Genomic DNA, 26020 nt, shown 5'->3' with positions numbered 1-26020 from the left:
AGCCACATCATGAAACAATTCAGATACATTTCCGGCATGCTGCTGCTGGCAGGAACGATCCTGGCCGGGTGCAACAAATCGGACAACTACAAGGGTTTCCCTTCCGAAGACAATACAAAACCCGGCGCGGTGAGCAATGTGCGCGTGGTGCCGTTCAACGGCGGCGCGGAGATCAGTTACGATCTGCCCAAAAGCCCCAACCTGCTGTACGTGCTCGCGGAATACCGGATCAACGACCAGCAGACCCGCCAGGCCAAAGCTTCCTATTATGACAACAAGCTCATCGTGGAAGGTTTTAAAGACGCCAAACCGTACGATGTAACGCTCACGGTGGTGACGCGCAGCGAAGCCAAATCCGATCCCGTGAAAGTGACCGTTACGCCGAAAACGCCCATCTATAAGCTCGTTCGCCAGGAAGTGAAAGTGCAGCCCGATTTCGGGGGGATTTACGTGTCGGCGCTGAACCCGGAAAAGAAAAACCTCGGTGTCATCATCCTTGCCAAAGACCAGTACAATGAATGGGAGGTGATCGAACAGCTGTTCACTTCGCTGGACAGTATCCGCATCAAAGTGCGCGGATACCCGTCGGTGGAGCGTGAATTCAGGGTGTTCGTAACGGACAAATGGAACAATCTCTCCGACACGCTGTCGGTCACGCTGACGCCGATATTCGAAAAGGCGCTGGATAAAACCAAATTCAAGCAATACCAGCTCCCGACCGATCAGCGCGACGATTACGGATGGATCATGCCTTACCTCTGGGATGACCGGGTGGCCGAGCCATATGGGTTCCACACGCCCGACGGGTCCAACATGCCGCAGCATTTCACGTTCGACATGGGCGTGGAAGCGAAGTTGAGCCGGTTCAAGATCTGGCCGCGCACGGGCCCTTACGTATGGAGCCACGGCAACCCGAAACGCTTCAGGGTGTGGGGTTCCAGGGCGCCCAATCCCGACGGCAGTATGGACGGCACCTGGGAGCTGCTGGGCGAATACGACTGCAAAAAACCTTCCGGCTCGCCGCTTGGCACCAATACCCAGGACGATATCAACGCCGCCGTGGCCGGGTTCGATTACGACTTCCCCAGCGCCGCCGGGAAAGTGCGGTACATCCGCTTCGAAACGCTGGAAACGATGTCGGAAGACTTCATGCACCTCATGGAAATGACCATCTGGGGCGCGGAATAATCACTTCAAAATCATCAAGATGAAATTATTTCAAACGAACATAACCGCTGCACTGATGCTCGCCGCCGTGCTCGCCTGCGGATGCAAAAAGGAAGCGGACGAATTCAAATCCATGCTGGACGGGAAGGAGGTGATCTATCCCGGCCGTATGCAACAGGCGGCCATCGAAACCGGCAATAAACGCGTGGAACTCTCGTGGTTGCCCAGCACAGACCCGTCTATCCGCAAGCACCGGGTTTTCTGGAATAACGGGCAGGATTCGCTGGACACGGAATCCAAGGTCACCGACCCCTCGCAACGCCAGCGGATCGTCATCAACGGGGTGAACGAAGGCACGCAGACCTTCGCCGTCTATTCGTTCGACGAGCTCGGCAACCGCTCTACCCGGATGGAACTGGCCAACATCCGCGTGTATGGCGATGTTTACCGGTCAGAACTGTCCAATCGCGCCAGCAACGGCACTTCGCTCAACGGCGGGAAACTCGTTACCCACTGGTTTACGCCAGACACGGTCAACGTAAAGACCGACGTGATGTACACCAGCGCCACCGGCGCAGCGCGCACGCTGGAACTTGGGCCGGATGAAGAAACGCTCGAATTGCCCGACTGGAAACCAGGCACCATGGTATATTACCGATCGTTCTACCGGCCGTATTCGGCATCCATCGATACTTTCGGCGTAACCTACCTCGATTCGCTGGAATACATATATCCGTATGAAGGCAATTACACGGCCGTCGGCACCCGCTACAATTATAGTGCAGACGGAACGCTGGCGGGCTCGGTGGCGATCAACCTTTCCAAACAGCTTGGAAAAACGAATACGCGCATGGCATATGAATCGGACGATATCGCCAACCTCGCCAATTACGCCAACAGCAAGATGACGCTGACCATCCACCCGGAAAACAATACCATCGATGTGTCTGGTTATATCAGCGGAACGAACCCGCTCGCAGACCATCCCACGGCCGGGAAGAGCTATTTCGACCCGGCAACGGGACAACTCGTTTTGCGGTATAAGTACACCAATGCCGATGGGACTTTCCGCCTTATAGAAGAAGTTTGGACGAAGTAAACAGCCTTAACAGTGAACGATAGATGAACGAAAGCCTGAAGTTCGCATGCCATGCGGGCTTCAGGCTTTATGGAAACCAACGATTAACCCATTCAGTTACAACAACGTGTCCGATTCACCCACGCCATACCGACCAGATATGAAGAAGCACGACGGATTTCAGGGACAAAAAGCAGTGATCATTCCAAGGCACATCTATCAGCGTGCCTGCCGGGACCAGCCCGCCATTTCCGGGCTTTTCATCACCGATATCGGGTATTATCCCAATGCCCATTACCATTTCCGCGAACGGGCCGCCGGTGCGGAGCAGCACATCCTCATTTATTGCAAGGAAGGCCGCGGGAAAGTGCAGTTGGCCGATGCCGCGTACACCGTGGAACCGGGGGAATGTTTCCTCATCCCCAGGGGCGTTCCGCATGCCTACGCCGCCAACGAAGTGCAACCCTGGACGATTTACTGGCTCCATTTTGCCGGCAGCGCCGCAGATGCCCTCGTGGAAGGATTGCGGCAGGGTAGCGCGCTCATCAAGAAGTTCATCCATTTTTCCAACGAGCGCGAAGCGTTTTTCAACCAACTGTACGGCCGCCTCGAGCGGGGCTTCAGCACCGATAACCTCCTGTTCGCCAACCTGCACCTGCCGGGCTTCCTGGCAGATTGCCTTTTCGAGGAAGTGCCGGCCGCCTACAGCGAGGAATTTTCCGCGAACATGATCAACACCGCCATCGATCATATGCAGAAACGCCTCGCCGGAAAGTGCCGCCTGGCCGACCTGGCGACGGTCCTCAACGTGTCTGTGTCCCATCTCTGCTATCTTTTCAAGCAGAAAACGGGTTTTTCGCCCATCGAATATTTCAATCACCTGAAAATCCAGCAGGCTTGTCAATACCTGCTGTTCACGGATCTGCGGGTAAATGAAGTAGGCGTGCGGCTGGGGATGGAAGATGCGTATTACTTTTCGCGGTTCTTCAAACGGCAGATCGGGATGTCGCCGCAGGCGTACCGGAGCCGGCGGAAGAAGGAAGCGGGGTAGGGGGGATGCGGCAGGCAGGGTGATTTGAATCAGCTTCGCTGCGACAGCGGTCATTTTCCATACGCGGGAATTCCGTGAACTTGTTGTCGTTGATTATATCATGGTTCACTTTAAACCACCACATGCAACCAGTCCGCAATACAGATAATCTGGCCAGAAGCCTGGTGCCCGTACTGGCGGGCGGGGCATTGCTTTATTTCGGGAAGCCGCTTTTCGTACCGCTGTTTATGGGTTTGTTGGTAGCGATGATCATGTACCCGGTTTGTACGGCCCTCGAGCGGCGGGGCGCTTCCAGAACGGTTGGGGTGACGGTTTGCCTTGTCATCGTCATTGCCCTGTTTGCAGCGCTGGTGGCGCTGCTTGTCTGGCAACTCCGGTCGTTCCTGGGCGATTGGCCTATGCTGGCGAGTAAGCTGGAAAGATCGCTGATGGATATGAAACAATGGTTGGCATTGAACTTCCGGGTCACGCTCGAAGTGCAGGAGAACTGGCTGCACGACCAGGCGGGCCAGGTCATGGGGTTCGTAGGCCCTGTGCTGAGAGGTACGGTCAATGTCACGGCGAATACATTATTTATGTTGTTCATGACGCCCGTTTTTGCGGCGTTGTTTTTATTCCACCGGCGGGTTTTCGTATCGTTCCTGGAAAAGATGGCGGGCGAACGTTACGCGCATAAACTGGAATCGATCCTGCGGCAGGTGATCCGGACCTATTTCCAATATGTAAAAGGAATGATACTCGTTTACCTGATCGTAGGTATCCTCAATGCCATCGGTCTGTACCTCCTCGGTGTGCCCCATGCCTTCCTTTTCGGTATGCTTACGGCCATTATGACCATCATTCCCTATTTCGGGATCATTCTGAGCGCATTGTTGCCGATCTCTGCAGCCTGGACCGTCCATGAATCCATCTGGTACCCGATCGGGGTGATCGGGGTTTTCAGTTTCGTGCAATACCTGGAAGCCAACATCATCTTCCCGAAAGTAGTGGCCGCGCAATTGAATGTGAGCACCTGGGCAACGCTGGTAGCAATTCTTGCCGGAGGGATCGTTTGGGGAGTTGGCGGCATGGTCCTGTTCATTCCGTTCGTGGCCATGGCCAAAATAGCGGCAGACCACCTGGAGGAATGGGCGCATTGGCGGTTGTTGCTGGCCCGCGGGGAATCCGGGAAAGACCGCTAAACCGCTTTCCCTTGCCGGTCTGGGGAAATTCCCATCCGCCGTTTAGTAATTGAATGGTCTGCATCCTCCTGCGGGCTGCGGGTACCAGCGGGCGCCCGATAAGGCAAGCCGCCCGTATCATAAACATGCGGCCGGCCGGGATATGCCGTTTTTGCCCCCTATGACGGAACGCAGGCACGGAAAGCGGAACGGATGATATAGATCAGGCTGCCGCCGTATTTGCGTCATTCTTTGGCGGGATATTCCGGGTTATTTTCAATCATGAAAATTTCATCTCATCACTTATAAATCTGAAGTATCATGAAAACGCTTTCTTTAAAGCCCGACACGATGTTCCCGGCCCTGTGGGACGACTTCTTTTCCGGATGGCTCGATATGAACGGGAAGAAAAACAAGCCGTTTCTGACCGTCCCGGCGGTGAACATCAGTGAAGAAAAAAACGCATTCAAAATCGCCATGGCGGTGCCTGGTATGAAAAAGGAAGATTTCAGGATCGATGTGTCGGAAGGGTTGCTGACCGTTAGTTCCCAACAGGAATCGAAGCAAGAGGAGGAAAAGGACAACTACTGGAAACAGGAGTACAATTACAGCAGCTTCACGCGCTCTTTCGAGATCCCGGATTCGGTGATCGCCAGTAAAATCGAAGCGAAATATACCGATGGCGTCCTCGAGATCGCATTGCCGAAAAAAGAAGAAACAAAATCATCTCCCACCGTCAACGTAGCGGTAAAGTAAGGCGCTTGCCGCACCTGCTGCCCCGCCGGTCAGGCGGGGCTTTTTTTGTCTTTATGTGTGCGATGGTGCTGACGATTGTTGCAGAGTACGCCGGCTTCTTCCAGCACCCTGCCTGCCTTTCCGGACGGAACGGCCACTTCGTTCAGGGCATCGGGCCGCCCGAGAAGATCACTGCAAAGCACGACGCCCAGGTGCAGCAACCTGGATTTTTCGTAATGACTCAGGGTGGTAAGGCAAGTCACCGGGTACAATTGCTCCTGGTCGATGATGTCGCGAAGGCCCTTGCCGGAAGGGTAGTCCCATGACAATAACTGTAATCCCACACAGTTGCTGTACTGGAGCGCGTCTGACGAAAAACGGGAATTGGTGATGAGCCAGCCCGACAGGTTGCCGGGACCGGATTTTTCGAAAAAGCGGGCAATGTCCTGGAACCGGGCATGAACGTAGAGCGCCACTTTCACATCGCATTTGATGCCAGCCTGGTGGTACTTGCATTCGATGAAGTTTTTCTCGCCGGCTGTTGTGGCCAGTACGTCAACTTCGTGCCTGACGCAGTGGCCGGTGATGAACTGGTTGGTTTGTACGGAATAGCCCCTGCGGCGGAACAGTTCCCCGATAAACTGTTCGAACGGGAATCCCGACGGTCCCAGTTCCAGGATGGCCCTTTTCAGATGGTAGCGCGCTGCGGCGGGGCGCATCATATCTTTCAGCATGCCGAAGGCCTGGTCGTATATCTCCCGCGTGGAAATACCCGGGTAGAGCCTGGGCCGCAGGGAAGCGATGATCCCGTCTGCCGTTTCGTCCGTAGCACCGGAGCGGGTCAGCGACCGGCGCAGTTTCTTTTCCGAGAATGTCGCCAGTCCGCCGTCCGATTTCCGGACGTACTGTATCGCCTGTTTTTCTTCCATATGCAGCGTTTTTACCAAAGTACGAAGTTGCCGGGTCAAAGGTATTGACGGGCGACCGCCTGTATATTGATCCTTATCAGCGGGAGGGGCGGAATTACGCACAAAGGTCATCCGGACCCTGTATTTACATCATTTACCTGGCGCAGGCGCTGTGTTAGCTTTGAGTAATAAACCACGTACCATGGCGCTCCTTGCAACGATACGATGCCTCGTCCTCGCGGGAATACTGGTTTCCTGTACGGAACGTGCGGAAATGATACGGCAATTTGGCCGGGAACATATGGATACGGTCCCTGGCGGCATCCGGATCGCGCCTGATTCATTGCCGCCGGATACCGCCGCCTGGCGCCAGGCCCTCCGGCATCTGGCGCACGGAGCCCCCCTGACCTGGTGGGCCGCCGCCGAAGACGGGCCGCCGCTGCCGGGGGCTTTGTTGCCGTATAAAAGGATCGTGGCCTATTACGGCAATCTTTATTCTCCCGCCATGGGCATTCTGGGGGCCCTTCCGGAAGACGCCCTCATGGAAAAGCTCTCGGGCGAAATGCGGCTATGGGAAGCTGCCGATTCGTTGATCCCCACGGTATCTGCCCTGCATTACGTTGCCGTGACCGCCCAGCGCGCACCGGGAAGAGACGGGATGTACCGCCTCCGGATGCCGCACACGGAAATCGACAGGATCGTCGGTATGGCGCGCCGCCACCAGGCGATCGTTTTCCTCGATATTCAGACCGGGCACAGCGATGCGCTCACGGAAACCAAAGCGCTCGCCGGATACCTGGCCATGCCCGACGTGCACCTGGGCCTCGACCCGGAATACAACATGACCGGCGGACAAATCCCGTGTTCCGCCATCGGCACTATGGACGCGGCTACGATCAATGCCGTTTCCGGCTACCTGGCGGAGCTGGTCCGGGAAAACGGTTTGCCGCCCAAAATACTCGTCGTTCACCGCTTTACCCAGGCGATGGTCACCGATGCCCAGTCGATCACCCGGCGGCCGGAAGTGCAGTTCGTGATGAATATGGACGGCTTCGGCTCGCCCGCGAAGAAAAAGGATACCTACCGGGCTTACATCGGGAAAAAGCCGCCGCAGTTTACGGGGTTCAAGTTGTTTTACAAGGTGGACCCCGCTACCGGCGGCCGCCTCATGTTGCCGGCCGAAGTGCTGCTCCTGCAGCCTTCCCCGGTTTATATCCAATATCAATAAACTAAACATTAGCCATATGAAAAAGGTCGTACTTGCCTTTGACGGCACCAATTATTCCGAAGGTTCGCTGGCTTTCGCTGCGGGCCTTAACAAACAGGCGCCGATCCTGCTGGCAGGCTCTTTTTTGCCGCAGATCGACCTGTCGTCTACCTGGAGTTATGCCCTGGGCAGCCCCGGACTGTTCAACCCCATGCTGGAAGAATTCAACGGGGAAGTGATAGAGGAGCATATCCGCCGGTTCGAGAAAACCTGCCATTCGGAAGGGATCGAATGGCGGGTGCACAAATACCCTTTTGATATGGCCATGCCCGAAATCCGCAAGGAATCCCGGTTCGCCGACCTGCTGGTGCTGGGCGGGGAAACATTTTATGACCATTTCGGCACCGAACGGCCAAACGAATACCTGAAAATGGCTTTGCAGGAAGCGGAATGCCCCGTGGTGGTGGTCCCCGAATCCTTCGATTTTCCTTCCCGCATCGTGCTGGCGTACGACGGGAGTGAAGATTCCGTTTACGCCATCCGCCAATTCGCGCTCCTGTTCCCGGAAATGGCCAAATGGCCGGCCACGCTCGTGCACACCACTGCTAAGGAACATGGCGGCCTGCCGGAAAAGGACTACATCCTGGAGCTCTGTACGCGACATTACCCGGACCTGACGGTGAAAATGCTGGAATCCACTACCCGGAAGCATTTCCACGAATGGCTGAACGAACATCCGGCATCCATGCTGGTCTGCGGGGCTTATGGCCGGTCAGACCTGTCCATGATGTTCAGGCGGAGCTTCGCTGCGGGCGCTATCAATGACCATACCTACCCCGTATTCATCGCGCACCGCTCCTGAAACGATGACCACGATCATCGCCTCCGCGTCCGCCATCATTCTTCCGCCAGGCCGGAAGGCCTAACTTTCATTAAAATACTCACCATGAAAAAGATCCTTGCAACCGTAGACGCACTGCATTTCTCGGAACATGAGCTGAGAAGTTACAAGTACATCGCCGACAAAGCCCGCGGCGCACTAACCATCCTCTTCCTCGAAAATATCGCCGGCGAAACCGTGCAATATGCGTCGCTGGATTCCGGTACGCTCGATTACCAGGCGATTATCTCGGAAAGCATGAAGGAAAGGCGGGAAAAATCTTTGGAAAACAAAAAACGACTGCAGGAATATTACCGGGATAACGGGATGGACGTGACCGTCCGCGAAATCCCCGGCGTGCCCATGGTGGAAGCGGTCGCGGAAAGCCGCTTCGCCGACCTCCTGCTCGTGCGCAACGATACTTCCTTTTCCGTGGTCACCGATTCCAACCCCACGCAATTCGTGAAAGATATGCTCGTGCATGCGCAATGCCCGGTGATGGTGATGCCGGAAACGGTCCATTATTTCCGGGAGCTCATTTTCTCCTATAACGGTACGTTCTCCTCAACGTTCGCCATCCGCCAGTTCACTCAACTGTTCGACACCTTGAGCGAAGTGCCGGTCAAAGTCATTTACATCGCTGAAAACGACGAACGGAAAATCCCTTCCGGCAAACTCATCAAAGAATACCTCAATCATCATTACGAAGACGTCACTTACCAGTCGCTCGAAGGCAAACCCGCCGCAGAACTGCTTGCCGCCACGCTGCACAGCACCCATGGCCTCATTACCCTGGGCGCATACGGCCGGAGCGCCACTTCCCGGTTCTTCCGCCACAGCGATGCCGATGTGATCCTGCGGACGGCCAATATTCCCGTATTCATTACTCATCCCTAAAATCCAAATTGTATGAAAGGTTTAGTCGTTTATAAGGGAAAGTATGGAGCAACGATGCAATACGGCATCTGGCTCGGTGCGGCATTGAATTGGCCTGTCGTTAAATCGGATTTCGTACGGCCGGAACAGATCACCCAGGCGGAATGCATCCTGATCGGCACCAGCGTTTACATCGGCCGGTTGCAGGTGAAACAGTGGCTTCAGGCGAATTTGCCCTTGCTGGAAGGTAAAAGGCTCATCTTTTTCGTTGTTGCCGGCGGCGTACCCGATAACCTCGACGAAGTCAAAACCTACGTCGAAAAAGGCGTGCCGGATGCATTACAGCCGGGCGCGGAATGCTTTTATCTGCCGGGCCGGTTGCATTTCGGCCTGCTGTCGCTGAAAGACAAAATATTGCTGCGGATAGGCGCCTGGTTCGCGGCCAGGAAAGGAAAGAAGATAAAGGTTACGGATTACGATCACGTGTCCAGGGAGCATATCGCCCCGGTGATCGAAGCCACCTTGCTAATGGGCACCGCCGCCATGGCCCCGCAAAATAACGCCTTATGAAAATGTTCATCACGGAAGAATTTCTCGTCCGCTCGATCCAGGACGAATTCCACATCCGCTACCCGCACCTGAAGCTGGAATTCTTCCGCCAGCCACATGGCCTCCACGAAGGCAGCCGGCGGGAAGATAAAGTACATCCAGACACGCATATCGATGAAATCCGCGACATCCACTCCGCCGCGTGGATCGATTTCGGCGGATATATCACGGTGGCTGAACTGGAGGATCAATTCATGCATCAGCTGGGCCTGAGCGCCCAGGTTTTCCGGAAATCGGGGAGCGTATGGCTGGAAACCACCGAAACCGATGACCTGACACTGGGCGAACTGGAGGAAAAAGCGGGGTTCGAAGCGCCCGCGGCCGAAATCCCGGACAATGACCTAAACGAACAAACATGAAGCGCATCCTGATCTATATCGCCGCTATGGCCATGCTTTCCGCCTGTTATTCCACACAGCTTACCCGGATTCGGCAGCCGGCTACTGCATCGCCGGTGGCCTGCAAAAAGATACTCGTGCTGGGCATGATGCCTGACAGCGCATTGCGGCAGCGGATGGAATCGCATGTTGCGGGAGACCTGACAGACGCAGGCTTTACTGCGGTAACATCGTTCCAGGGGTTCGATGCGTTCGAGTTCCTGCAGTCGGAAGACAAAGTGCCGACACAGCAATTCGCCGACCGGGGGATCGATGCCGTGCTGACCATTTCATTGATCAATAAAACGACGGAAGGCGTCTTCCTTCCTGTTAGCCTCTATCACCTGCTGACCGACCAATACGCATCGGAGTACTATTGGTTGCTGGCGCCCGAGCTGCGAAGGGAAGAAACCCGGTACGCCTGGGAAAGCGGCCTGTACGACGTGGCAGACGGCCTGCGGAAGTTTGCCGTACAATCCGTTTCGTTCGCGCCTTCCTCGCAGGAGCGAATGGCGCACGAATATGGCAAGGTGCTGACGCGGGAACTGATCCGCCGAAAAGCGATCTCCCGGCCCAAATGAGCCGGGAGTTTTTATTTAGTGATGGCTGATGAACAAGGCCTTCGATACGAATTTCGCGAGCGGTTCGGCATGGCTGGAAGACACGAACGTAGACCAGCCGCTTCTGCCATAGGCGCCCATCACGATCAGCAGTCTATCCTTCTCCAGTACGTATTCCAGCAACGCGATCTTACTGTCGTCTCCCGCATTCACGAATGTCACTTCTCGGAAATTTCCCCGCAGCCAATCGCCCATCAATTGCAATTCGTTTTTGCTGATCCAGGTTTCGCCGCGGGCAGTGAGCACCGTCAGCTTCCTGTCCGTCAATCGGGGGAAAAGGGCGCAGAACTGTTTGATGGCGAATACGGAAGAAGGGCTGCCATCGTAGGCGAACACGATTTCTTCGAGCCCGTCGAACCTTTCGGGAACGAGGATGACCGGGCATTCCGACTGTGAAAGGATATTGCGCGTCATTGAAGGCGAATGGCCGGGATTAGATACCGACAATCCCAGGGCGGGATCTATCAGCAACAGGTCCGCATACCGGCATTCCGTCACCACTGTATCGGCGATGTGATCGCTGATCAGCAGCGCCTTCGCGTTGAAGCCGACTTCGTCGCAGGTATTTCTGAACAACGAGAGGTTCCTTTGTACACATGCGTCCTTGAGTATCTCCATGGGCGTATCCCGGTTGCCTTCCCCGCCACTGCAGATCATCTCTTCCCGCAGCGCCTTTTCCGAAGCGGGATCGTGCGCGGCCAGTTCCACGAACAGTCCGGTCAGCGGTGCATGCAGCAACTGGCAAACGAAACCAGCGAAATCCAGCGGGTGGCGGTCGATCTTGTAAGCATCCGCCAGGTAGAGTACCTTTTTCATGGTGGAAAGTTTACTGAAAGTTACCGGCATCCGCATCGCCAGACAATGATGCCCGTCACGGGAAATGATGACGGAAAGCCGCTCCGGGCCGCACGATATCACTGGTGTGGTCACTCGCCCAAAACGATGAATTTCCTGAATATTTTTTTCCGTTTTGCCTGGTATTTGAGGAGGGCTGTTTGCTGGAGGTGGACGATCGCTTCGGTGATGTCGTCCGTCATCAGGAACAGCTCCAGGTCGGCGGGTGCGATCATTTGTTCTTCCAGCATCCGGTCGAGCATGGTTTTGACCGGCTCCCAATAACGGCTGCCGAAGAGCACCACCGGGAAATTGAGGATCTTTTTGGTCTGGATCAGGGTCAATGCTTCGAAAAGCTCGTCCAGCGTACCGATCCCGCCGGGCATGATGACGTATCCGTAGGAATATTTGAACATGAGCACTTTCCGTACGAAAAAGTACCTGGAGGTGAAATATTTGTTCAGGAAGGGGTTCGGTCGTTGTTCTTTTGGCAACCGGATATTGCAACCCAGGGCAACGCCGCCGCTTTCGCGTGCGCCGCGGCTGGCGGCTTCCATGATGCCTGGGCCGCCGCCTGTCATGACGGCGAATCCGAGCCCCGCGATACCGCTGCCCATTTTTACGGCGGTGTCGTAATGCGGGGTGCCGGGTGCTACGCGGGCGGAGCCGAAAACGGCGATACAGGGCGGGGAGAAGTGGAAGATACGGAACCCGCGGATGAATTCCCACAGGATGTCCAGCAGGAAGAACAGCTCGCGGATGCGCGACCGTGGCCCTTCCAGCCAGTACCGCTCTGTTTTGATATCCGCCTCCCGTTTCGCCGGATCGGGCTGGCCGTTGAGTTGTGCGTTCATGATTACATTTTCCGGAAAATTAGCAGATCTGCCTTCTTTGGCCAATATCGGCCATCATGGAGGTGATTGACGGATATCAACGGTTCAGTTCACCATTCTTTCCAGTTTGCGGATATCCTTGATATAGAGCGCGCCATTTTGGATGTCGATACTGCCTTCGTCCCGGAAATCGCCCAGGGTGCGGATCAGCGATTCCTTGGCCACTCCGGCGATGGCGGCGATATTGTCGCGCCCGATGTCGAGCCCGGGATTGGTGACGCCCTGGCCGCTGCACCGGCGGAAAAGGTACAGGAGCGCATCGGCCACGCGCTTGCGCAGCGAATTGTAGGCCATTCCCAGCAAATGCTGCTGGTTTTCGGACAGGTTGGTGGTGAGCAGCTGGATGAACTTGCGGACAACGTCCATATTGCTATAGGCCAGCGATTCGAAATCGCAGCGCGGGATCAGCGCCAGTTCAGTGGGCTCGATGGCTTCTGCCTCGTCGTCGTACACCTTGTTTTCCAGGAGGGATTTGTAGCCGAGGAATTCTCCCGGCCCGTAGACCCGCGTAATGATCTCCTTTCCTTCTTCGTTATGGAGGCTCGTCTTGACGCGGCCCTGGTTGATATAGTACAGATAGGCCGGATGGTTGCCGGCGGAATAGATCAGTTGCTTCTTTTTGTAAGTGTTGCAATTCCTGCCTTCCCGCAGTTCATCGAGCAGGGAAGCGCCGTTGACTACGTTCAGCAATGATTGCAGGCCGGTCATGTCCGGCGTGAACGAAGAGCGCAGTTTTTTACTTTTGCTTAGCCGGACCTCCACCGCGTGCAGCAGCTCCAGCGAATCGAACGGCTTCACGAGGTAATCGTCTGCGCCAAGTTCCATGCCCTTGCGTATCTCCGATTTGCCGGACAGGGCGCTGAGGAAAATGAATGGCGTGCTCCAGACCTCTTCGCGTTTTTGCAGCATATGCAAAACGCCGTAGCCATCCAGCAACGGCATGCAAATGTCGCAGATAATGAGATCGGGTTTTTTTTCGGTGGCAACCCTGACGCCCTCCAGACCGTCTTTTGCATTCAGCACATCGTAGTTGTCCATCTCGAGTATCTCCGTAATGTTGGCCAATACGTCGGGGCTGTCTTCGATGACAAGAATTGTAGGCATGGGGCAAAACATTTGTCAGAATAACATACGATCAACACTATGAATTTACTGAATAAACAATTATGCTGACAAAGTGTTCTGCTTATAATATGTTGAAATTATCCATGCGATTTTACCGCATGCTGTTTCCTGTTGATTTTGAACAGGATGACCAGACAGGCGGCGGATAGAATGACCGGGGCGGGGAAAACGGCCCCTGCGCCGAAGGGGGAGATGGCCCAGAAAAAGATCAGCGCGCAAAAAAGCGCCGCCATCCGGAGGTTCCCCGATCCGAACAATCCCAGTCCGATCAATAGCTGCGCCAGTGAAATGGAAATGACCACCGCCTGCATATGTACCTGGAACGATTCATGGATCGTTCGCACATACCATTCGTACACCGCCACCGCCTCCAGGTCCAGGTACGTTTCCGGCCATGCCACGAGCACGACGATGTTGATGAAGGCCGTAAGGAAAAATATGAGCCCGACCGCTTTGGCGGCCTGGGCCGGCCGCCGGAACGCGAATATGAGGATCAGCAGGCATATCCCGTTTATCACGAAAAACGCGGGTGAAAAAATATTTGCCATAACGAAAGATTTAGTGAAAAGCTACTCCAAATCCCGGTCCCGGCCGATGATCCGGCAACGGTGAAGCCTATGATTTCGGTCAGCCGTAACGCGGCCTCCCGTCATTGAAATGGCAACCGGAAATTCCTAGTTTTAATTATAAAACTTACTTTTATGGCACACGCAATTTCTCACGCACCCGCTTATCCGAGACCATTGGGAAGAACGGGCGTACTTACTTCGCAGGAGCTTTCCTGGGGTATTATTTTGCTGCTGGCGTGGCTGGGATGGCCCATTGCACGGGATTTCCTCACCTGGGTACTGCTGAAGGCATATGACCTGTATGTTACCTATGTTCATTGATGCGCTGTAATATATCGTCTTATGAAAACGGAAAATTATACCATCAATATCCAGTTCGGCGGCAAACAGTGGGAAGTGCCCGTTCAGGTCGTTTCCAGTGGCCTCGGGAGGAAAATAACGGTATTGCTGGAAGGTGCCGAGATATGCTATGAGCGCGACGAACATGACGGCCTGCGGGCCATTAACCATTTGGAGGATTTCAGCCCCGATCTGCTGTACCAGATCGGTAAAGGTATTCAGGAACAGTGTATCTGACCAATATTGAACTTATGTACCCGATCATTACCGTTACGCTCAATCCGGCTGTAGACGTCAGTACCTCCGTACCGTCGTTGCAACCGGAAAAGAAACTCCGCTGCGCCGTGCCCGGTATAGAACCCGGTGGCGGCGGCATAAATGTGGCCCGTGTGCTGCACAGGTTCGGAGAAAAAGTACTGCCGGTATACTTTGCCGGAGGTTGCAACGGAGGCCTGCTGACGGCGCAGCTCACGTCTGCAGGAATGGCCGTGGCGCCGGTCGGGATGCTGGCTGAAACGCGCGAGAACCTGCATGTGACCGACATTTCCAATGGCCGGCAGTACCGTTTCGTCATGCCTGGGCCTTCCGTTTCGCATGCGGAGAACATCGCCCTGTTGAACAAACTGGCGGAGGTGATGCCCGGTGCGCAATACGTTGTGGTCAGCGGCAGCCTGCCCAGGGGAACGGGGCCCGACTTTATGGAAAAACTCGTTGCCCTGGCGGATATTCACGATTGCCTCGTGATCGCGGACCTCAGCGGCGACGGGCTCCGGCAGGCTACGTTGGCCGGCGTTTACCTCGTAAAGCCCAATCTCGGGGAACTGGCGGCGCTGGCCGACCGCAAAGAGCTGAACGAGCGCGGGGCGATCGAAGCGGCCAAAAGGATCATTGCTGCGGGCGGGGCTGCCGTGGTCGTTATTTCGATGGGAGCGGCGGGAGCGATATTGGTGACTGGCGACCTCGAAGAACGCATCCCGGCCCCGGTCGTTAAACCGGAAAGCACGGTGGGAGCAGGAGATAGCATGGTGGCGGGGATCGTTCACGGATTGATGAACGGGTCGGATATTTTGGCCGCCACCCGGTACGGCGTCGCCTGCGGAACGGCGGCAACGTTGGCGAAGGGGACGGGGCTCTGCCAGAAAACCGATGCCGACAGGCTGTTCCGGCAGATCGTTCCGGGGAACGGACAGCCGTAAATCCTTAGCGAAAGCATCGCCGAAAAATGCCGTCAGCATATCTCGGGCCGGAATTGCGGCAGACCCGTCAGTAAGACGGTAAAGTCCGGGCTGCAAATTTTCCATCGAAGTTGGATAATATTGACGAAAACCCACTGGCGGATTTGGGAGAGTTTTGGGACACGGAGCAGCATTATCTCCGGTAACGATCAGTTAAACCAAACATCCCGGCTCTCCTCATGACGAAAGAAAAAAACGGATACCTCGCCGCTACGGCGCTTTTTGTACTGGCATTCTGCCTGCCGGCATCAGGGCAGGACATCCGGCTGAATACCGCCCATGCCAGCCTGCGGATCAGCGCCAATGGCTGCATCACCAGCATCCAGGATAAAAAAACGAAAAAGGAATACCATCCCAAAGGGACCATTTCACCCATCCTCGCACTCCAGAAAGATAAAAAAGCCATCCTGCCCGATGGCGCAAAATGGCTGAAAGCCGCCGGGGAATTGCAGTTGCATTATCCCAACGGCTCGGTAGCCCGGCTGAAAGCGGAACAAAAGGGCGATTACTTCCGGTTCCAGCTGCTGTCGCTCGCGCCGCGCAATGGCGTAGACAATGTGGTTTGGGGGCCTTATAATACCACCATTTCCAAATATATCGGTGAGATCATTTCCGTTGTCCGCAACGACGATTTCGCCATCGGCATGCTGGGGCTCGATGATAATACGACGAGCGGTCCTGCAGTCGACGGCGGCATGTCGCAGGGTTTTTACATCATCCATTCGCCCGATCCTGTTAAATACCCGCTGCCCGACAGTCTTTACGAAGGCCAGCGGTTCCGCATCGGGGGAGACGGGATCAACGATGTGGCGTTCTATTCCCACCCGGAAGAATATTTCCGGTATATGAATGGCAACGGCGTGAAGCTGGAACCTGCGTTCGGCGCGGCCATCACCATGCATTCCCGCGACCGCCGCAAGCCGGCCACCATTTTCTACCCGCTCTTCAACGATTTTCCCGGCATCAAATCGCCGCGGCACATGGAATTGACGCCCGTGGACGTGGATTTCATCGGTTCGTCCATTGCCCTGTACGCCTGCCCGGATACGCTGGGATTGAAAGTGATAGAAAAGATCGTGAAAAACGAAGGATTGCCTTACATCACCCGGAACGGTAAATGGGTGAAAGATCCGGAGAATTTCGAAATAGATATGGCCTGGTCTGGCCGGCACGACAGTCTCGTGAGCTACGCGAACCAGCTTGGGCTGAAAGCCGTGCAGGACGAAGGGATGGGCGAATATTACACCAACCCGGCAGACCGCTGGGCCGGCAAGCGCGTGAGCCTCAATGGCGAAAAACAGCCCATCACCGCGCTCACCGCCGAAACCAACAAACACGGCATCGCATACGGTTTGCATACACTTTGTACTTTCATCCAACCCCATAGCAGCGACGTGCATCCCGTTCCCAACAGCGGGTTATGCACCGTGCTGAAAACGAATATCGCCGGCGCGGTATCGGCCACGGATACCCTGATCACGGTGGCCGACACTTCATACCTGAACGAGAGCGGCGGTTGGGACGATAACCGTACCAATGTGCTCCGCATCGGCAGCGAGCTGATCAAATACCGCGGCGTAACCACGCAGCAGCCATATACGCTCACCGGCGTGGTGCGCGGGGCCTACAAGACGGTAGCGGCGGCGCACCGTGCCGGGGATACCTTGTCCAAATTGCAGGTCAACTGTTATTCGGGCTTTATCCCGGATGTCCGGCTCGGCGACGAATACGCCCTTTTCTATGCCCGGCTCCTCCACGAAGGCGGTATGAACTTTATCGATTTCGACGGGTTCGAGAGCTTTACTTACCAGGGCCATGGCCAGTATCCGTTCAAACGCTTCCTGCGCGTCATGTTCGGGGAATTGCAGCGGCTGGGCGTTCCGTACCTGCGGGTGATGGGCTCCTGCGTGTTCGAAGGGAACTGGCATTACATGAGCGTCTGCAACGTGGGCGGCGGCAACCATATGTTCGACCCCGTCCGCAATAAATGGGGGATCGAAGGGAAAGACATCCGCTATTCCTTTAACAGCAACTATTTCCCCTGTACTTTCGGTATTCAGAACATCCAGAAAAACTGGACCGTGCAAACGATCGAGAACCTGCAGGCGAAATCCATCGCCTGGGACGCTACCTATATGCTGGGGCTCAGCGAAAAAAGCGTGGAACAGCGGCAGGATAAGCAGCAACTGTTCAGTGCGTTCCGGATTTGGCAGGATGCGCGCAGTGCCGGGGTTTTCGACAGGCAGCTGAAGGAAGAGATGAAGGAGGAAAACCGGCAGTATCACCTGGAACGGTCCGGTCCCGACACCTGGACATTACATCTGGTTCAGGCTGACGGAAGACCCGGCCAGCCCCGTATCCTTCATCGCCGTAAATCATCCTGATCCTAACAATGCACATGCGAAAAAATATACTGATTACACTGATGGTGGCCGGTGTGGCCATGACGCTCTACCGCTGCGGCGCACCCCGCAAATCCGCCGATCCGGGAAAAGAATCCATTCAAAAGCAATTGCCGCGGGATTCGGCCGGCCGGATCATTGTCCGCACGAACCCGGACGGCGCATATTTGTCGCCCGAAGAAAGCCTCGCTTCCATTTACCTCCCCAAAGGTTACCGGCTGCAACTCGTGGCCAGCGAGCCGATGATCAAGGAACCTGTAGCGATCGCGTGGGACGGTAACGGCCGGATGTTCGTCACCGAAATGCGCACCTATATGCAGGATGTGGACGGGACGGATGAAAATGCCCCTGTTTCCCGGGTGTCGCTCCTGGAAGATACGGATGGCGACGGTACGATGGACAAAAGCACCGTGTATATCGATAGCCTTTTGCTGCCCAGGATGATCCTTTGCGTAGGCCGTAAACTCCTCGTCAGTGAAACCTATACCAACAACATCTGGGCTTATGAAGACCGGAACAACGACGGCGTAGCCGATCACAAAACGCAGGTGTTCGGTAACAGCACCCCGCATACCGGGAACCTCGAGCACCAGCGCAGCGGCTTCATCTGGAACATCGACAACCGCATCTACACGACTTACGAGAACCTCCGCTACCGATACGTCAACGGAAAACTGGCGGCAGATACCATGTTCACCGGCAGCGGACAGTGGGGCCTGGGGAACGACGACTACGGCAGGCTGTATTTTTCCTCCGCCGGCGGCGAAACGCCTGCATACGGATTCCAGATCAACCCGTTTTACGGGAAATATGACGTGAAAGAGCAGCTGGACGGCGATTTCAATGCCGTATGGCCCGTGATCGCCACGCCAGACGTACAGGGCGGACCGGGCAGGTTGCGGCCAGACAGTACCCTGAACCATTTTACGGGTTGCTGCGGACAGTCAGTTTACCGTGGGAATGCCTTGCCGGAAGACCTGAAGGGCGACCTGGTAATTTGCGAACCGGTGGGCCGCCTCATCCGCCGGGCAAAAGTCGCGGAAAGGAACGGCATCCGCGTGTTGCGGAATGCTTACGACCGCGAAGAATTCATCGTTTCCACCGATATGAATTTCCGCCCCGTCAACACCGCCAACGGTCCCGACGGCTGCCTGTATATCGTAGACATGCACCGCGGCATCATCCAGGAAGGCAACTGGACGCGGAAAGGAAGTTACCTGCGCCCGGAAATCCTGAAACGCGCACTGGATAAAAATATAGGGCATGGAAGGATTTACCGGCTGGTATATGACGGCTTCAAACCCGGCGCCCGGCCGGATCTGCTGGACCGCAGCAGCAACGAACTGACGCAGTTGCTGACGCACAACGACGGATGGTGGAGAGATAATGCGCAGAAAGAACTGATCGTTCGCGGAGACAAATCCGTTATCCCAGCCCTTCAAACCCTCCTGCGCACGCACCCCAGGGAACTGGCGCGCCTCCACGCCCTCTGGACGCTCGATGGGCTGGATGCAGCAGACACCTCCATCGTTGGCGCTGCATTGCGCGATGCCAGCCCGCAGCTCCGAAAAGCCGCGGTAATTATCAGTGAACGTTATCTCCGTAACGGCGACGGGCTACTGTTCCAACGACTGGCGAACCTCGCCGATCCGGATGCCGACGTGCAAATGCAGCTCGCGGCTACGCTTTCGCTGTATGGCACTTCAGGTGCCAAAGCTTACCTGGCGAAACTGTCCCCGGCGGAAAATTCCCGCCATCTCAAAGAAGTCGCCGCGCTCGTGGAAAGGAATAAAAACCAGAAGACATATGGTATGGACGTATCCAATCTGCCCGTTGCAGACCGGGCGGTGGTACTCCGTGGCCGGCAAACCTTCCAGCAGGTATGCGCTACCTGTCATGGCGACAATGGAAAAGGCGTGTCGATAGGCGGCGCTCCCATGGCCGCACCGCCGCTCGCCAATTCGAAAAGGGCCGCTAACCGGGACGCGCTCGTAGCCGTGTTGCTGCATGGCCTGACTGGCCCCATCGACGGTAAAACCTACCCCGATGTCATGGCGCCGCTGGGCGTTGCCAACAGTGATGCCTGGGTGGCGGATGTACTGAGCTATGTACATTACCGCTTCCGTCCGTCGGGTAGCGGGTTTGCGATGATCAGTCCGGACGATGTGAAAAAGATCCGCGCCGCTACGGAAGGCCGCTCGTCGATGTTCACCCTTCCGGAACTGGATACGTTCAATGTACCGGCAACGATAGCAGGCAAAAAAGCGGTAGCTGCTGCGAAGCCGGCCGTAAAACCCGCTGCACCGGTGAAAGCGAAGGAAGACAAGCAACGCCTTTTCGCCGCGGAAAGAAAACTGCTGGCGGGGCTCGACTGTCATGCCTGCCATCAGCCTGCCACCAAACTCGTAGGGCCATCGTACAAAGACATCGCGCTGAAATACAAGCGTACGGAATCCAACATCGGCAAGCTGGCGGCCAAAGTGATTTCGGGCGGGTCAGGAGTGTGGGGCGCAACGCCCATGACGCCGCATCCTGCATTGGCGGCGGCCGATGCGAAGAAGATCGTCAATTATATCCTTTCATTGTAAAATAGCATTGCATTCCCCTCGTGTTCAAATGTAAATGATGACACTTTGTTTAGTTTGTTAAGTAGTAAACCCGCCTCTCCAGGCGGGTTTTACGTTTATCTTATGCTTTGTTTTACTTCCGGGTTTGAAACGGATGTTTTTGCAAAAATCGGCTTACGATCTGCCAAATAGGGTAAACTTGAAAATACCATGTATTACTGCGGTGATTGAAACTGGGGCCGAAGGCTTTAGCCGATTCGTTCACAGCGGCAGATCAGTTGTCGGAATAAAAAAAGGACAAACCAGGAAATATTCCCGGTTTGTCCATGTATCGGGTAGGTAGCATCAATTATAACCCTGCTTCTGTTTCAATTGGGGGTTCTTGTCGATCTCTCCCTGTGGGAAAGGCAGTACATTGTTCTTCTCCCCATAGCTCAATTGCGCGCCGGCGGGGTTTTTCACGAGGGCCAGGCGCTCCGCCATCTGGTTCCATCTTTTCAGATCGAAATACCGAAGGCCTTCACAAGCCAGCTCGATGCGGCGCTCGTGGCGGATGTATTGCCGGAGGGCCTCTTTGCTGGCGTATTTCACGCGGTCTACGGGCGGCATGCCCACCTCGGTGCGGCCGCGGACCTGGTCGATCGCGTTATAAACGGACGCATCGGGGCCGGTGGCTTCATTTTTCGCTTCTGCATACATCAGCAGGATGTCTGCGAACCGGATATGGATAATATTTTGATCGGTGGAAATGGATGCGCCGCCCCGTGTGAAGGGCAAATGGCTCAGGTCGAGGTACTTTTGCATGAGGTAGGGCGTCAGCACGGGGTCGGAATGCTGGAATTCCGTACCATCGGGATTGATGTACTTTTCTCCCGGCAGTTTGAGCGTAATATCCATCCGCGGGTCCCTGTTCGCATACGGCGTTGCAGGATTGTAGAGGGGCGACTCGGTGATGGATTTGCCGTCGGTACATTCATAGTCGTCCCCGAGATTCGCGTACACCCCGATCGAGCCGTACCAGCCCACTTCGGTTTCCAATCCTTCACCACCCGCATGTACATTGTTGGGCGCGAGGTAACGGGTCGAAAACAATATCTCGGGATTGTTCTGCTGGCTCGAAGTAATGAACAGTCCGCTGTAACTGGGGGACAGGCTGAATGTGCCGCCGCTGATGATCTGCTGCGCCAGGCCCGCCGCCTCGCTCCATTTTTCCTGCAACATGAATGCTTTTACTTTCAGGCCCATGGCGCTTCCCTTCACGGCATGGCCGTCGTACTTCGTGTCCGGCAATGTGGCGATGGCGTTGTCGAGGTCTTCATGAATAAAAGCCAGCACTTCACTCCTGGGCGCCGCGGGGATCTTGGCCGCGTCTACCGTGGCGGGCGCTTTTTTGTACAGTACCACGTCCCCGAAAGCCTGTACCAGCTCCATGTAGAAATGCGCGCGGAGGAATTGCACTTCCGCTTTGTAGATTTTCTTCGTGGCATCGCCGATCGGTGCTTTATCTACATTCTCCAGGAAAAAGTTGCAAGCCGCAATGCCCTGGTACGGCGGATTGTAGAAGGTGCCGGGTACGTTGGTGGGGTTCACGACGCCGGTGGTCATATTGTTGAAACCGAAATAACCGAACCGGTCGTAGGCGTTGTCGGAATACCCATCCAGGTACACTTTGTTGTAGCTGGAAAAACCGGTCTGCAGGCGGGAATACACGCCGGCGAGCGCCAGTTTCACGTCGTTCTCGTTTTTCCAGAACGTTTCCCCGGAGATGGCGTTCAGCGGGTTTTTTGTGAGGAAATCCTTTTTGCAGGAAGTGGCCATTGTGCCCGAAAGGCCCAGCAGCAGCGCGGTGTATATGGAAAGTCGAATGCTCATGATGTTAAGTTTTTCAGGTGCTAAAATTTCACGTTCAGGCCAAGTGTCCAGGTTTTCAGTTGCGGGAACTGCGAGAAATTGCCGCCGCCGGCGCGTTCGGGATCTGCGCCTTCATATTTGGTGGCGGTGAGGAGGTTGTCGCCGGAAACATAGACCGTCAGGCCCTTCGAGCTGATCCTGTCCAGCAGGTGCTGCGGCAGGCTGTAGGAGAGGTACACGTTTTTCAACCGGAAATAAGACGCGTCCTGCATGAAGAAAGTGGAATTGTATCCCGTAACGCCGGGGTAATTGGCGCGGTCGAGGTAAATGGCGGGAAGGGTTTGGCTGGGGTTCTCCGGCGTCCAGGCGTTGAGCCATTTTTTAGGTGGCGGCGCGCCCTGGCCGAAGGGTTCGATGCCCCAGCCGCGTACCAGCAGTTTGCGGCCCTGCACGCCTTGTAAGAACACCGTGAGGTTGAACCCTTTCCAGTTGGCGAACATGTTGAGGGAATAGGTGTATCCGGGATAAGGGCTCACACGGATGCGGTCTTCAGGCCCCACCGTGCCGTTCCCGTTCTGGTCTTTGATCTTCAGGTCGCCCGGACGGAGCACGCCGGAATTGGGTTGCTTCGCCCATTTGTCGATCTCTTCCTGGCTTTGGAAAACGCCCGCCCAGTCGTACAGGTAATAGGAATTATACGGCACGCCAACTTCCAGGGTCCCCGGTGTTTGCACGACCACTTTCTTCACCTGGTTCTTGTATGCGGAATACAGGGCGCTCACGCCGTAGGAAACTTCCCCGATCCGGTTGTTGTGCCGCAATTCGAGCTCCCAGCCTTTATTTTCCATGGCGCCGGCGTTGAAAGTAGGTGCGGTTAGGCCTACGCTGCCGGGCACGTCTGTCCGCTGCGCGAGAATGCCGCTGGTGTATTTGTTGTACCAGCCTGCAGAACCGCCGATCAGCCCGTTCAGGAAATCGAATTCGAGACCGATGTCGGTAATACGGGTAGATTCCCATTTCAGGGATTTATCGACCAGCCGCGTGAGCACCGCGCCCTGGTTGAGCGTGGGGCCGAACGGATATTGGGTGGCCGTCAGGATGTCCTGGTACGGATAATTGGCGATCTCCTGGTTCCCGAGGTTGCCGATGCCGCCCCTGATTTTCAGGTTGCTGATCCAGGGCATTTTTTCCTTGATGAAGTTCTCTTCGGAAATGCGCCACCCGGCGGAAACGCCGCCGAACAGGCCCCAGCGCGTGTCGGGCGCCACACGGGAAGTGCCGTCGTAGCGGATGTTGCCCGTGAAGAAATATTTGCTTTTATAGTCGTAGTTGATCCTTCCGAAGAGCGATTGCAGCGCCCATTCGGTCGTATTGCCGGTAGCGGTCTGACCGGTGGCGGAACCGGCGCCCAGCTCGTTGAGGTCGTTGCTGGGGAAACCGCGGCGGGTGCCGGAAAGCGATGGGCTCTGGTTGCTCTGTTGTTCATAACCGCCCAGCGCCTGGATGTTGTGCCCGTTAGCGATGGTAGTGGTATAGGACAGCGTATTGTAGAAGGTCTGCGTAATGCTTTGGGAGAACGTCTGGTTCAATCCTTCGAACGTAGGCGAGCCGTTGTCGGACAGCTGGTAAACGCCGTTCGCGTCTGGCTGGTAGTAATAGGAAGGCGTGGGGAATTGCCGGTTGCGGTAATCCTCGTTGAAGTAAGAAAACGCCCCCTTGGCCTCATACACCCATCCTTTCGCGATGTCTACCGTGGCAAAGGCCTGCGCATTCACGTTGTAGCGTTTTGTGAATTGTCCGCCGCTGGCCAGCACCGCGGGATAGCTCCGCTGCCCCTGCGATTCGCCGGGATAGGCGTTCGATGCGATCCTGCCGCTGCCGTCGGGGAGGTAGGGGCCGAAAGTAGGGGCGGAGTGATAAAGGATGAGCACCAGCCCGTCGTTCGTTTGCCAGGGCTCGGTGATCAGCTGGTGGGAGAAGTTCACGTTGGCGCCTACTTTCACACGCTTATGCACCTGGGTCGTGAAATCCAGCAGGGCGTTGTAGCGTTTGTAGTCGTTCTTCTCCAGCACGCCGTCCTGCTTCAGGTAGTTGAGGGAGAAGTTGTACGTCGATTTTTCGGTGCCGCCCGAGAATCCCAGCCGGTGGTTCTGTGTAGTGGCGGGATTGAAGGCATAATCCATCCAGTTGAAATCGGGATATTTCGTTTTGTCGGTCGCGTTTTTATAAGCGTCGATTTTGTCTTGCGAATAGAAGGCCGGTTGCCCTACGCGGATGCTTGCCTTGTTGCGCAGCTCCATGTATTGCGCGGAATTATACACCAGATCGGGCAGCCGGGTGGCGGTGCTGCGCCCGACGTTGAAGCTGTATTCCAGTACCGACTGGCCTTTCCTGCCTTTTTTGGTGGTGACGAGGATCACGCCGTTGGCGGCCCGGGCGCCGTAGATCGCGGCGGAAGAGGCGTCTTTCAACACGGTAACGTCGGCAATGTCTTCCGGTGCGAGGTTGGAGATGCTGCCGATCACCCCGTCTACCAGCACCAGCGGGGCAGACGAGGAACCGAACGATCCCACGCCGCGGATGAGGATGCTGGCATTGTCGCGGCCGGGCTGGCCGGTGCCCTGCACGATGTCGAGCCCCGCTACGCGCCCCTGCAGCAGGTTCTGCACGTTGGGTGCCGGGCGCTTGTTCAGTTCCTGGCCGGAAACGGTGGCCAATGATCCGGTCTGGCTCACCTTTTTCTGCATGCCATATCCCACCACCACGAGGTCGTCGAGCTTATTGGGCGATTTTTCCAGGACGATGGTCAATGTCCTCGCTTCGCCGACTTTGATCGTCTGCGTCACGAACCCAACATAGGAAACGATAAGCGTTTGCCCGGGTTCCGCGTCCAGCGAAAATTCCCCGGTTTCGCCGGTGGCTACGCCCTTGCGGGTTTCTTTCACCGACACGGAAGCCCCCACGAGCGGGTTCCCTTCCGCATCCTTGATGATGCCCGTAATTTTGACGAACTGTTGCAGTACGGCGGGCAGCCAGGCGGTTTTGTCGGACTGGGGTTTCACGACGATCCGGCCCTGCTGGATGGTATACACGAAGGGTTTGTCTTTCAGACAAATGTCGAGCACATGCTCCACGGGCAGATCGCTCACATCGATACTGATCCTTCCGGCTTTTTCGAGGAACGATTCATCGAGAAATACATCGAGCCCGGTTTGTTGCTGGATCTTTCGGAAAACTTCTTTCAAAGTGGCATTTTTCACGCGCAGCGTCACGTTTTGCCCCGCAACGCTGGCTGCCGTGGCTTGCAGGCAGACGGTGAGGATGAGGATGGCTGATAATTTCATTACCCTGCAGATTTTGGTAATACGGTACCATCCGGCCGGGCGGCCGGTAGGGACTGATAAAGTTAATTTCATAACTTTGGAATGTTTGGTGAACTAATAAATGGTGCTTTCAGGTGCGTTTATGGCCAACTAAACATCGCCGCTTCGTCTAGACCACGAAGCGGTTCCTTTTTGGTTGAGCGTTGGTGTTACT

General features: G+C 55.7%; 23 protein-coding genes. 16 read left to right on the top strand and 7 right to left on the bottom strand.

Going from position 1 to position 26020, the window contains the following annotated elements; genetic code table 11:
• Window positions 1–9 precede the first annotated feature (9 nt).
• The 5 genes from EJ361_RS15910 (at window position 10) to EJ361_RS15890 (ending at window position 5212) form a co-directional block, all read left to right on the top strand.
• Window positions 10–1188 carry a DUF5000 domain-containing lipoprotein gene (locus EJ361_RS15910; protein ID WP_126246632.1) on the top strand — a complete coding sequence of 393 codons (1179 nt, stop codon included), beginning with the start codon at window positions 10–12 and terminating at the stop codon, window positions 1186–1188.
• A gap of 19 nt (window positions 1189–1207) precedes the next feature.
• Window positions 1208–2266 carry a DUF4998 domain-containing protein gene (locus tag EJ361_RS15905; RefSeq protein WP_126246631.1) on the top strand — a complete coding sequence of 353 codons (1059 nt, stop codon included), beginning with the start codon at window positions 1208–1210 and terminating at the stop codon, window positions 2264–2266.
• 139 nt (window positions 2267–2405) lie between these two features.
• Window positions 2406–3296 (top strand): AraC family transcriptional regulator, encoded by an 891-nt coding sequence (locus tag EJ361_RS15900; protein WP_164714282.1) that lies wholly within the window; start codon window positions 2406–2408, stop codon window positions 3294–3296.
• A gap of 122 nt (window positions 3297–3418) precedes the next feature.
• Window positions 3419–4477, top strand: coding sequence for an AI-2E family transporter (locus EJ361_RS15895; RefSeq protein ID WP_126246629.1), 1059 nt, complete (start codon window positions 3419–3421; stop codon window positions 4475–4477).
• A 300-nt stretch (window positions 4478–4777) separates the two neighbouring features.
• The gene (locus EJ361_RS15890) at window positions 4778–5212 is read left to right on the top strand and encodes an Hsp20/alpha crystallin family protein (RefSeq protein WP_126246628.1); all 435 of its coding nucleotides are present in this window, start codon (window positions 4778–4780) and stop codon (window positions 5210–5212) included.
• Between the two features lie 29 nt (window positions 5213–5241).
• On the opposite strand, the gene EJ361_RS15885 is transcribed toward EJ361_RS15890, so the two are convergent.
• Window positions 5242–6120: a restriction endonuclease gene (locus EJ361_RS15885; RefSeq protein ID WP_164714281.1), complete on the bottom strand. Its 879-nt coding sequence runs from the start codon at window positions 6118–6120 to the stop codon at window positions 5242–5244.
• A 280-nt stretch (window positions 6121–6400) separates the two neighbouring features.
• On the opposite strand from EJ361_RS15885, the gene EJ361_RS15880 reads away from it, so the two are divergent.
• The 6 genes from EJ361_RS15880 to EJ361_RS15855 all read left to right on the top strand — a co-directional run bounded on the left by EJ361_RS15880 (window position 6401) and on the right by EJ361_RS15855 (window position 10629).
• Window positions 6401–7327, top strand: coding sequence for a hypothetical protein (locus tag EJ361_RS15880; RefSeq protein WP_126246626.1), 927 nt, complete (start codon window positions 6401–6403; stop codon window positions 7325–7327).
• A 16-nt stretch (window positions 7328–7343) separates the two neighbouring features.
• Window positions 7344–8168 (top strand): universal stress protein, encoded by an 825-nt coding sequence (locus EJ361_RS15875; RefSeq protein ID WP_126246625.1) that lies wholly within the window; start codon window positions 7344–7346, stop codon window positions 8166–8168.
• Between the two features lie 84 nt (window positions 8169–8252).
• The gene (locus tag EJ361_RS15870; protein WP_126246624.1) at window positions 8253–9083 is read left to right on the top strand and encodes a universal stress protein; all 831 of its coding nucleotides are present in this window, start codon (window positions 8253–8255) and stop codon (window positions 9081–9083) included.
• A 12-nt stretch (window positions 9084–9095) separates the two neighbouring features.
• Complete coding sequence (locus EJ361_RS15865) at window positions 9096–9632, top strand: flavodoxin domain-containing protein (protein WP_126246623.1); 537 nt, start codon at window positions 9096–9098, stop codon at window positions 9630–9632.
• Window positions 9629–10030 (top strand): hypothetical protein, encoded by a 402-nt coding sequence (locus EJ361_RS15860; RefSeq protein WP_126246622.1) that lies wholly within the window; start codon window positions 9629–9631, stop codon window positions 10028–10030. The genes EJ361_RS15865 and EJ361_RS15860 overlap by 4 nt, the downstream gene beginning before the upstream one ends.
• Window positions 10027–10629 (top strand): hypothetical protein, encoded by a 603-nt coding sequence (locus EJ361_RS15855; RefSeq protein WP_126246621.1) that lies wholly within the window; start codon window positions 10027–10029, stop codon window positions 10627–10629. The genes EJ361_RS15860 and EJ361_RS15855 overlap by 4 nt, the downstream gene beginning before the upstream one ends.
• A 15-nt stretch (window positions 10630–10644) precedes the next feature.
• Here EJ361_RS15855 and EJ361_RS15850 read toward each other — a convergent pair whose 3' ends face one another.
• From EJ361_RS15850 to EJ361_RS15835, 4 genes are all read right to left on the bottom strand, one after another.
• Entirely contained in the window at window positions 10645–11484 is an 840-nt protein-coding gene (locus EJ361_RS15850; RefSeq protein ID WP_126246620.1) for a universal stress protein, read from the bottom strand.
• Between the two features lie 110 nt (window positions 11485–11594).
• Window positions 11595–12356, bottom strand: a complete 762-nt coding sequence (locus EJ361_RS15845) for an LOG family protein (RefSeq protein WP_126246619.1) — start codon at window positions 12354–12356, stop codon at window positions 11595–11597.
• Window positions 12357–12440: 84 nt separating this feature from the next.
• Entirely contained in the window at window positions 12441–13499 is a 1059-nt protein-coding gene (locus EJ361_RS15840) for a response regulator (RefSeq protein ID WP_126246618.1), read from the bottom strand.
• 98 nt (window positions 13500–13597) lie between these two features.
• Entirely contained in the window at window positions 13598–14068 is a 471-nt protein-coding gene (locus tag EJ361_RS15835) for a hypothetical protein (protein WP_126246617.1), read from the bottom strand.
• Between the two features lie 153 nt (window positions 14069–14221).
• Here EJ361_RS15835 and EJ361_RS15830 point away from each other — a divergent pair, with 153 nt between their 5' ends.
• The 5 genes from EJ361_RS15830 to EJ361_RS15810 all read left to right on the top strand — a co-directional run bounded on the left by EJ361_RS15830 (window position 14222) and on the right by EJ361_RS15810 (window position 20653).
• Window positions 14222–14410, top strand: a complete 189-nt coding sequence (locus tag EJ361_RS15830; protein WP_126246616.1) for a hypothetical protein — start codon at window positions 14222–14224, stop codon at window positions 14408–14410.
• 21 nt (window positions 14411–14431) lie between these two features.
• The gene (locus tag EJ361_RS15825) at window positions 14432–14665 is read left to right on the top strand and encodes a hypothetical protein (RefSeq protein ID WP_126246615.1); all 234 of its coding nucleotides are present in this window, start codon (window positions 14432–14434) and stop codon (window positions 14663–14665) included.
• A 14-nt stretch (window positions 14666–14679) separates the two neighbouring features.
• Window positions 14680–15624, top strand: a complete 945-nt coding sequence (locus EJ361_RS15820; RefSeq protein WP_126246614.1) for a 1-phosphofructokinase family hexose kinase — start codon at window positions 14680–14682, stop codon at window positions 15622–15624.
• 218 nt (window positions 15625–15842) lie between these two features.
• On the top strand, window positions 15843–18047 hold the full coding sequence (locus tag EJ361_RS15815) for a hypothetical protein (protein WP_126246613.1): 2205 nt from the start codon (window positions 15843–15845) through the stop codon (window positions 18045–18047).
• A 14-nt stretch (window positions 18048–18061) separates the two neighbouring features.
• Window positions 18062–20653, top strand: coding sequence for a DUF7133 domain-containing protein (locus EJ361_RS15810; RefSeq protein WP_164714280.1), 2592 nt, complete (start codon window positions 18062–18064; stop codon window positions 20651–20653).
• 324 nt (window positions 20654–20977) lie between these two features.
• Here EJ361_RS15810 and EJ361_RS15805 read toward each other — a convergent pair whose 3' ends face one another.
• Complete coding sequence (locus EJ361_RS15805; RefSeq protein WP_126246611.1) at window positions 20978–22504, bottom strand: RagB/SusD family nutrient uptake outer membrane protein; 1527 nt, start codon at window positions 22502–22504, stop codon at window positions 20978–20980.
• A 20-nt stretch (window positions 22505–22524) separates the two neighbouring features.
• Window positions 22525–25827: a TonB-dependent receptor gene (locus tag EJ361_RS15800; protein WP_164714279.1), complete on the bottom strand. Its 3303-nt coding sequence runs from the start codon at window positions 25825–25827 to the stop codon at window positions 22525–22527.
• Window positions 25828–26020: the final 193 nt, after the last annotated feature.

Origin of the sequence: Chitinophaga rhizosphaerae (assembly GCF_003958645.1) — a bacterium.
GTDB lineage: Bacteria > Bacteroidota > Bacteroidia > Chitinophagales > Chitinophagaceae > Chitinophaga > Chitinophaga rhizosphaerae.
This window is presented reverse-complemented; position numbering and strand designations above follow the sequence as displayed.

Excerpts from the sequence above, each read along its gene's own strand:
- EJ361_RS15875 (WP_126246625.1), top strand. The coding sequence starts at position 7,344 with ATGAAAAAGGTCGTACTTGCCTTTGACGGCACCAATTATTCCGAAGGT.
- EJ361_RS15865 (WP_126246623.1), top strand. The coding sequence starts at position 9,096 with ATGAAAGGTTTAGTCGTTTATAAGGGAAAGTATGGAGCAACGATGCAA.
- EJ361_RS15800 (WP_164714279.1), bottom strand. The coding sequence starts at position 25,827 with ATGAAATTATCAGCCATCCTCATCCTCACCGTCTGCCTGCAAGCCACG.
- EJ361_RS15900 (WP_164714282.1), top strand. The coding sequence starts at position 2,406 with ATGAAGAAGCACGACGGATTTCAGGGACAAAAAGCAGTGATCATTCCA.
- EJ361_RS15890 (WP_126246628.1), top strand. The coding sequence starts at position 4,778 with ATGAAAACGCTTTCTTTAAAGCCCGACACGATGTTCCCGGCCCTGTGG.
- EJ361_RS15845 (WP_126246619.1), bottom strand. The coding sequence starts at position 12,356 with ATGAACGCACAACTCAACGGCCAGCCCGATCCGGCGAAACGGGAGGCG.
- EJ361_RS15815 (WP_126246613.1), top strand. The coding sequence starts at position 15,843 with ATGACGAAAGAAAAAAACGGATACCTCGCCGCTACGGCGCTTTTTGTA.
- EJ361_RS15805 (WP_126246611.1), bottom strand. The coding sequence starts at position 22,504 with ATGAGCATTCGACTTTCCATATACACCGCGCTGCTGCTGGGCCTTTCG.
- EJ361_RS15870 (WP_126246624.1), top strand. The coding sequence starts at position 8,253 with ATGAAAAAGATCCTTGCAACCGTAGACGCACTGCATTTCTCGGAACAT.
- EJ361_RS15855 (WP_126246621.1), top strand. The coding sequence starts at position 10,027 with ATGAAGCGCATCCTGATCTATATCGCCGCTATGGCCATGCTTTCCGCC.
- EJ361_RS15830 (WP_126246616.1), top strand. The coding sequence starts at position 14,222 with ATGGCACACGCAATTTCTCACGCACCCGCTTATCCGAGACCATTGGGA.
- EJ361_RS15880 (WP_126246626.1), top strand. The coding sequence starts at position 6,401 with ATGGATACGGTCCCTGGCGGCATCCGGATCGCGCCTGATTCATTGCCG.
- EJ361_RS15835 (WP_126246617.1), bottom strand. The coding sequence starts at position 14,068 with ATGGCAAATATTTTTTCACCCGCGTTTTTCGTGATAAACGGGATATGC.
- EJ361_RS15850 (WP_126246620.1), bottom strand. The coding sequence starts at position 11,484 with ATGAAAAAGGTACTCTACCTGGCGGATGCTTACAAGATCGACCGCCAC.
- EJ361_RS15840 (WP_126246618.1), bottom strand. The coding sequence starts at position 13,499 with ATGCCTACAATTCTTGTCATCGAAGACAGCCCCGACGTATTGGCCAAC.
- EJ361_RS15825 (WP_126246615.1), top strand. The coding sequence starts at position 14,432 with ATGAAAACGGAAAATTATACCATCAATATCCAGTTCGGCGGCAAACAG.
- EJ361_RS15895 (WP_126246629.1), top strand. The coding sequence starts at position 3,419 with ATGCAACCAGTCCGCAATACAGATAATCTGGCCAGAAGCCTGGTGCCC.
- EJ361_RS15820 (WP_126246614.1), top strand. The coding sequence starts at position 14,680 with ATGTACCCGATCATTACCGTTACGCTCAATCCGGCTGTAGACGTCAGT.
- EJ361_RS15885 (WP_164714281.1), bottom strand. The coding sequence starts at position 6,120 with ATGGAAGAAAAACAGGCGATACAGTACGTCCGGAAATCGGACGGCGGA.
- EJ361_RS15810 (WP_164714280.1), top strand. The coding sequence starts at position 18,062 with ATGCGAAAAAATATACTGATTACACTGATGGTGGCCGGTGTGGCCATG.
- EJ361_RS15910 (WP_126246632.1), top strand. The coding sequence starts at position 10 with ATGAAACAATTCAGATACATTTCCGGCATGCTGCTGCTGGCAGGAACG.
- EJ361_RS15860 (WP_126246622.1), top strand. The coding sequence starts at position 9,629 with ATGAAAATGTTCATCACGGAAGAATTTCTCGTCCGCTCGATCCAGGAC.
- EJ361_RS15905 (WP_126246631.1), top strand. The coding sequence starts at position 1,208 with ATGAAATTATTTCAAACGAACATAACCGCTGCACTGATGCTCGCCGCC.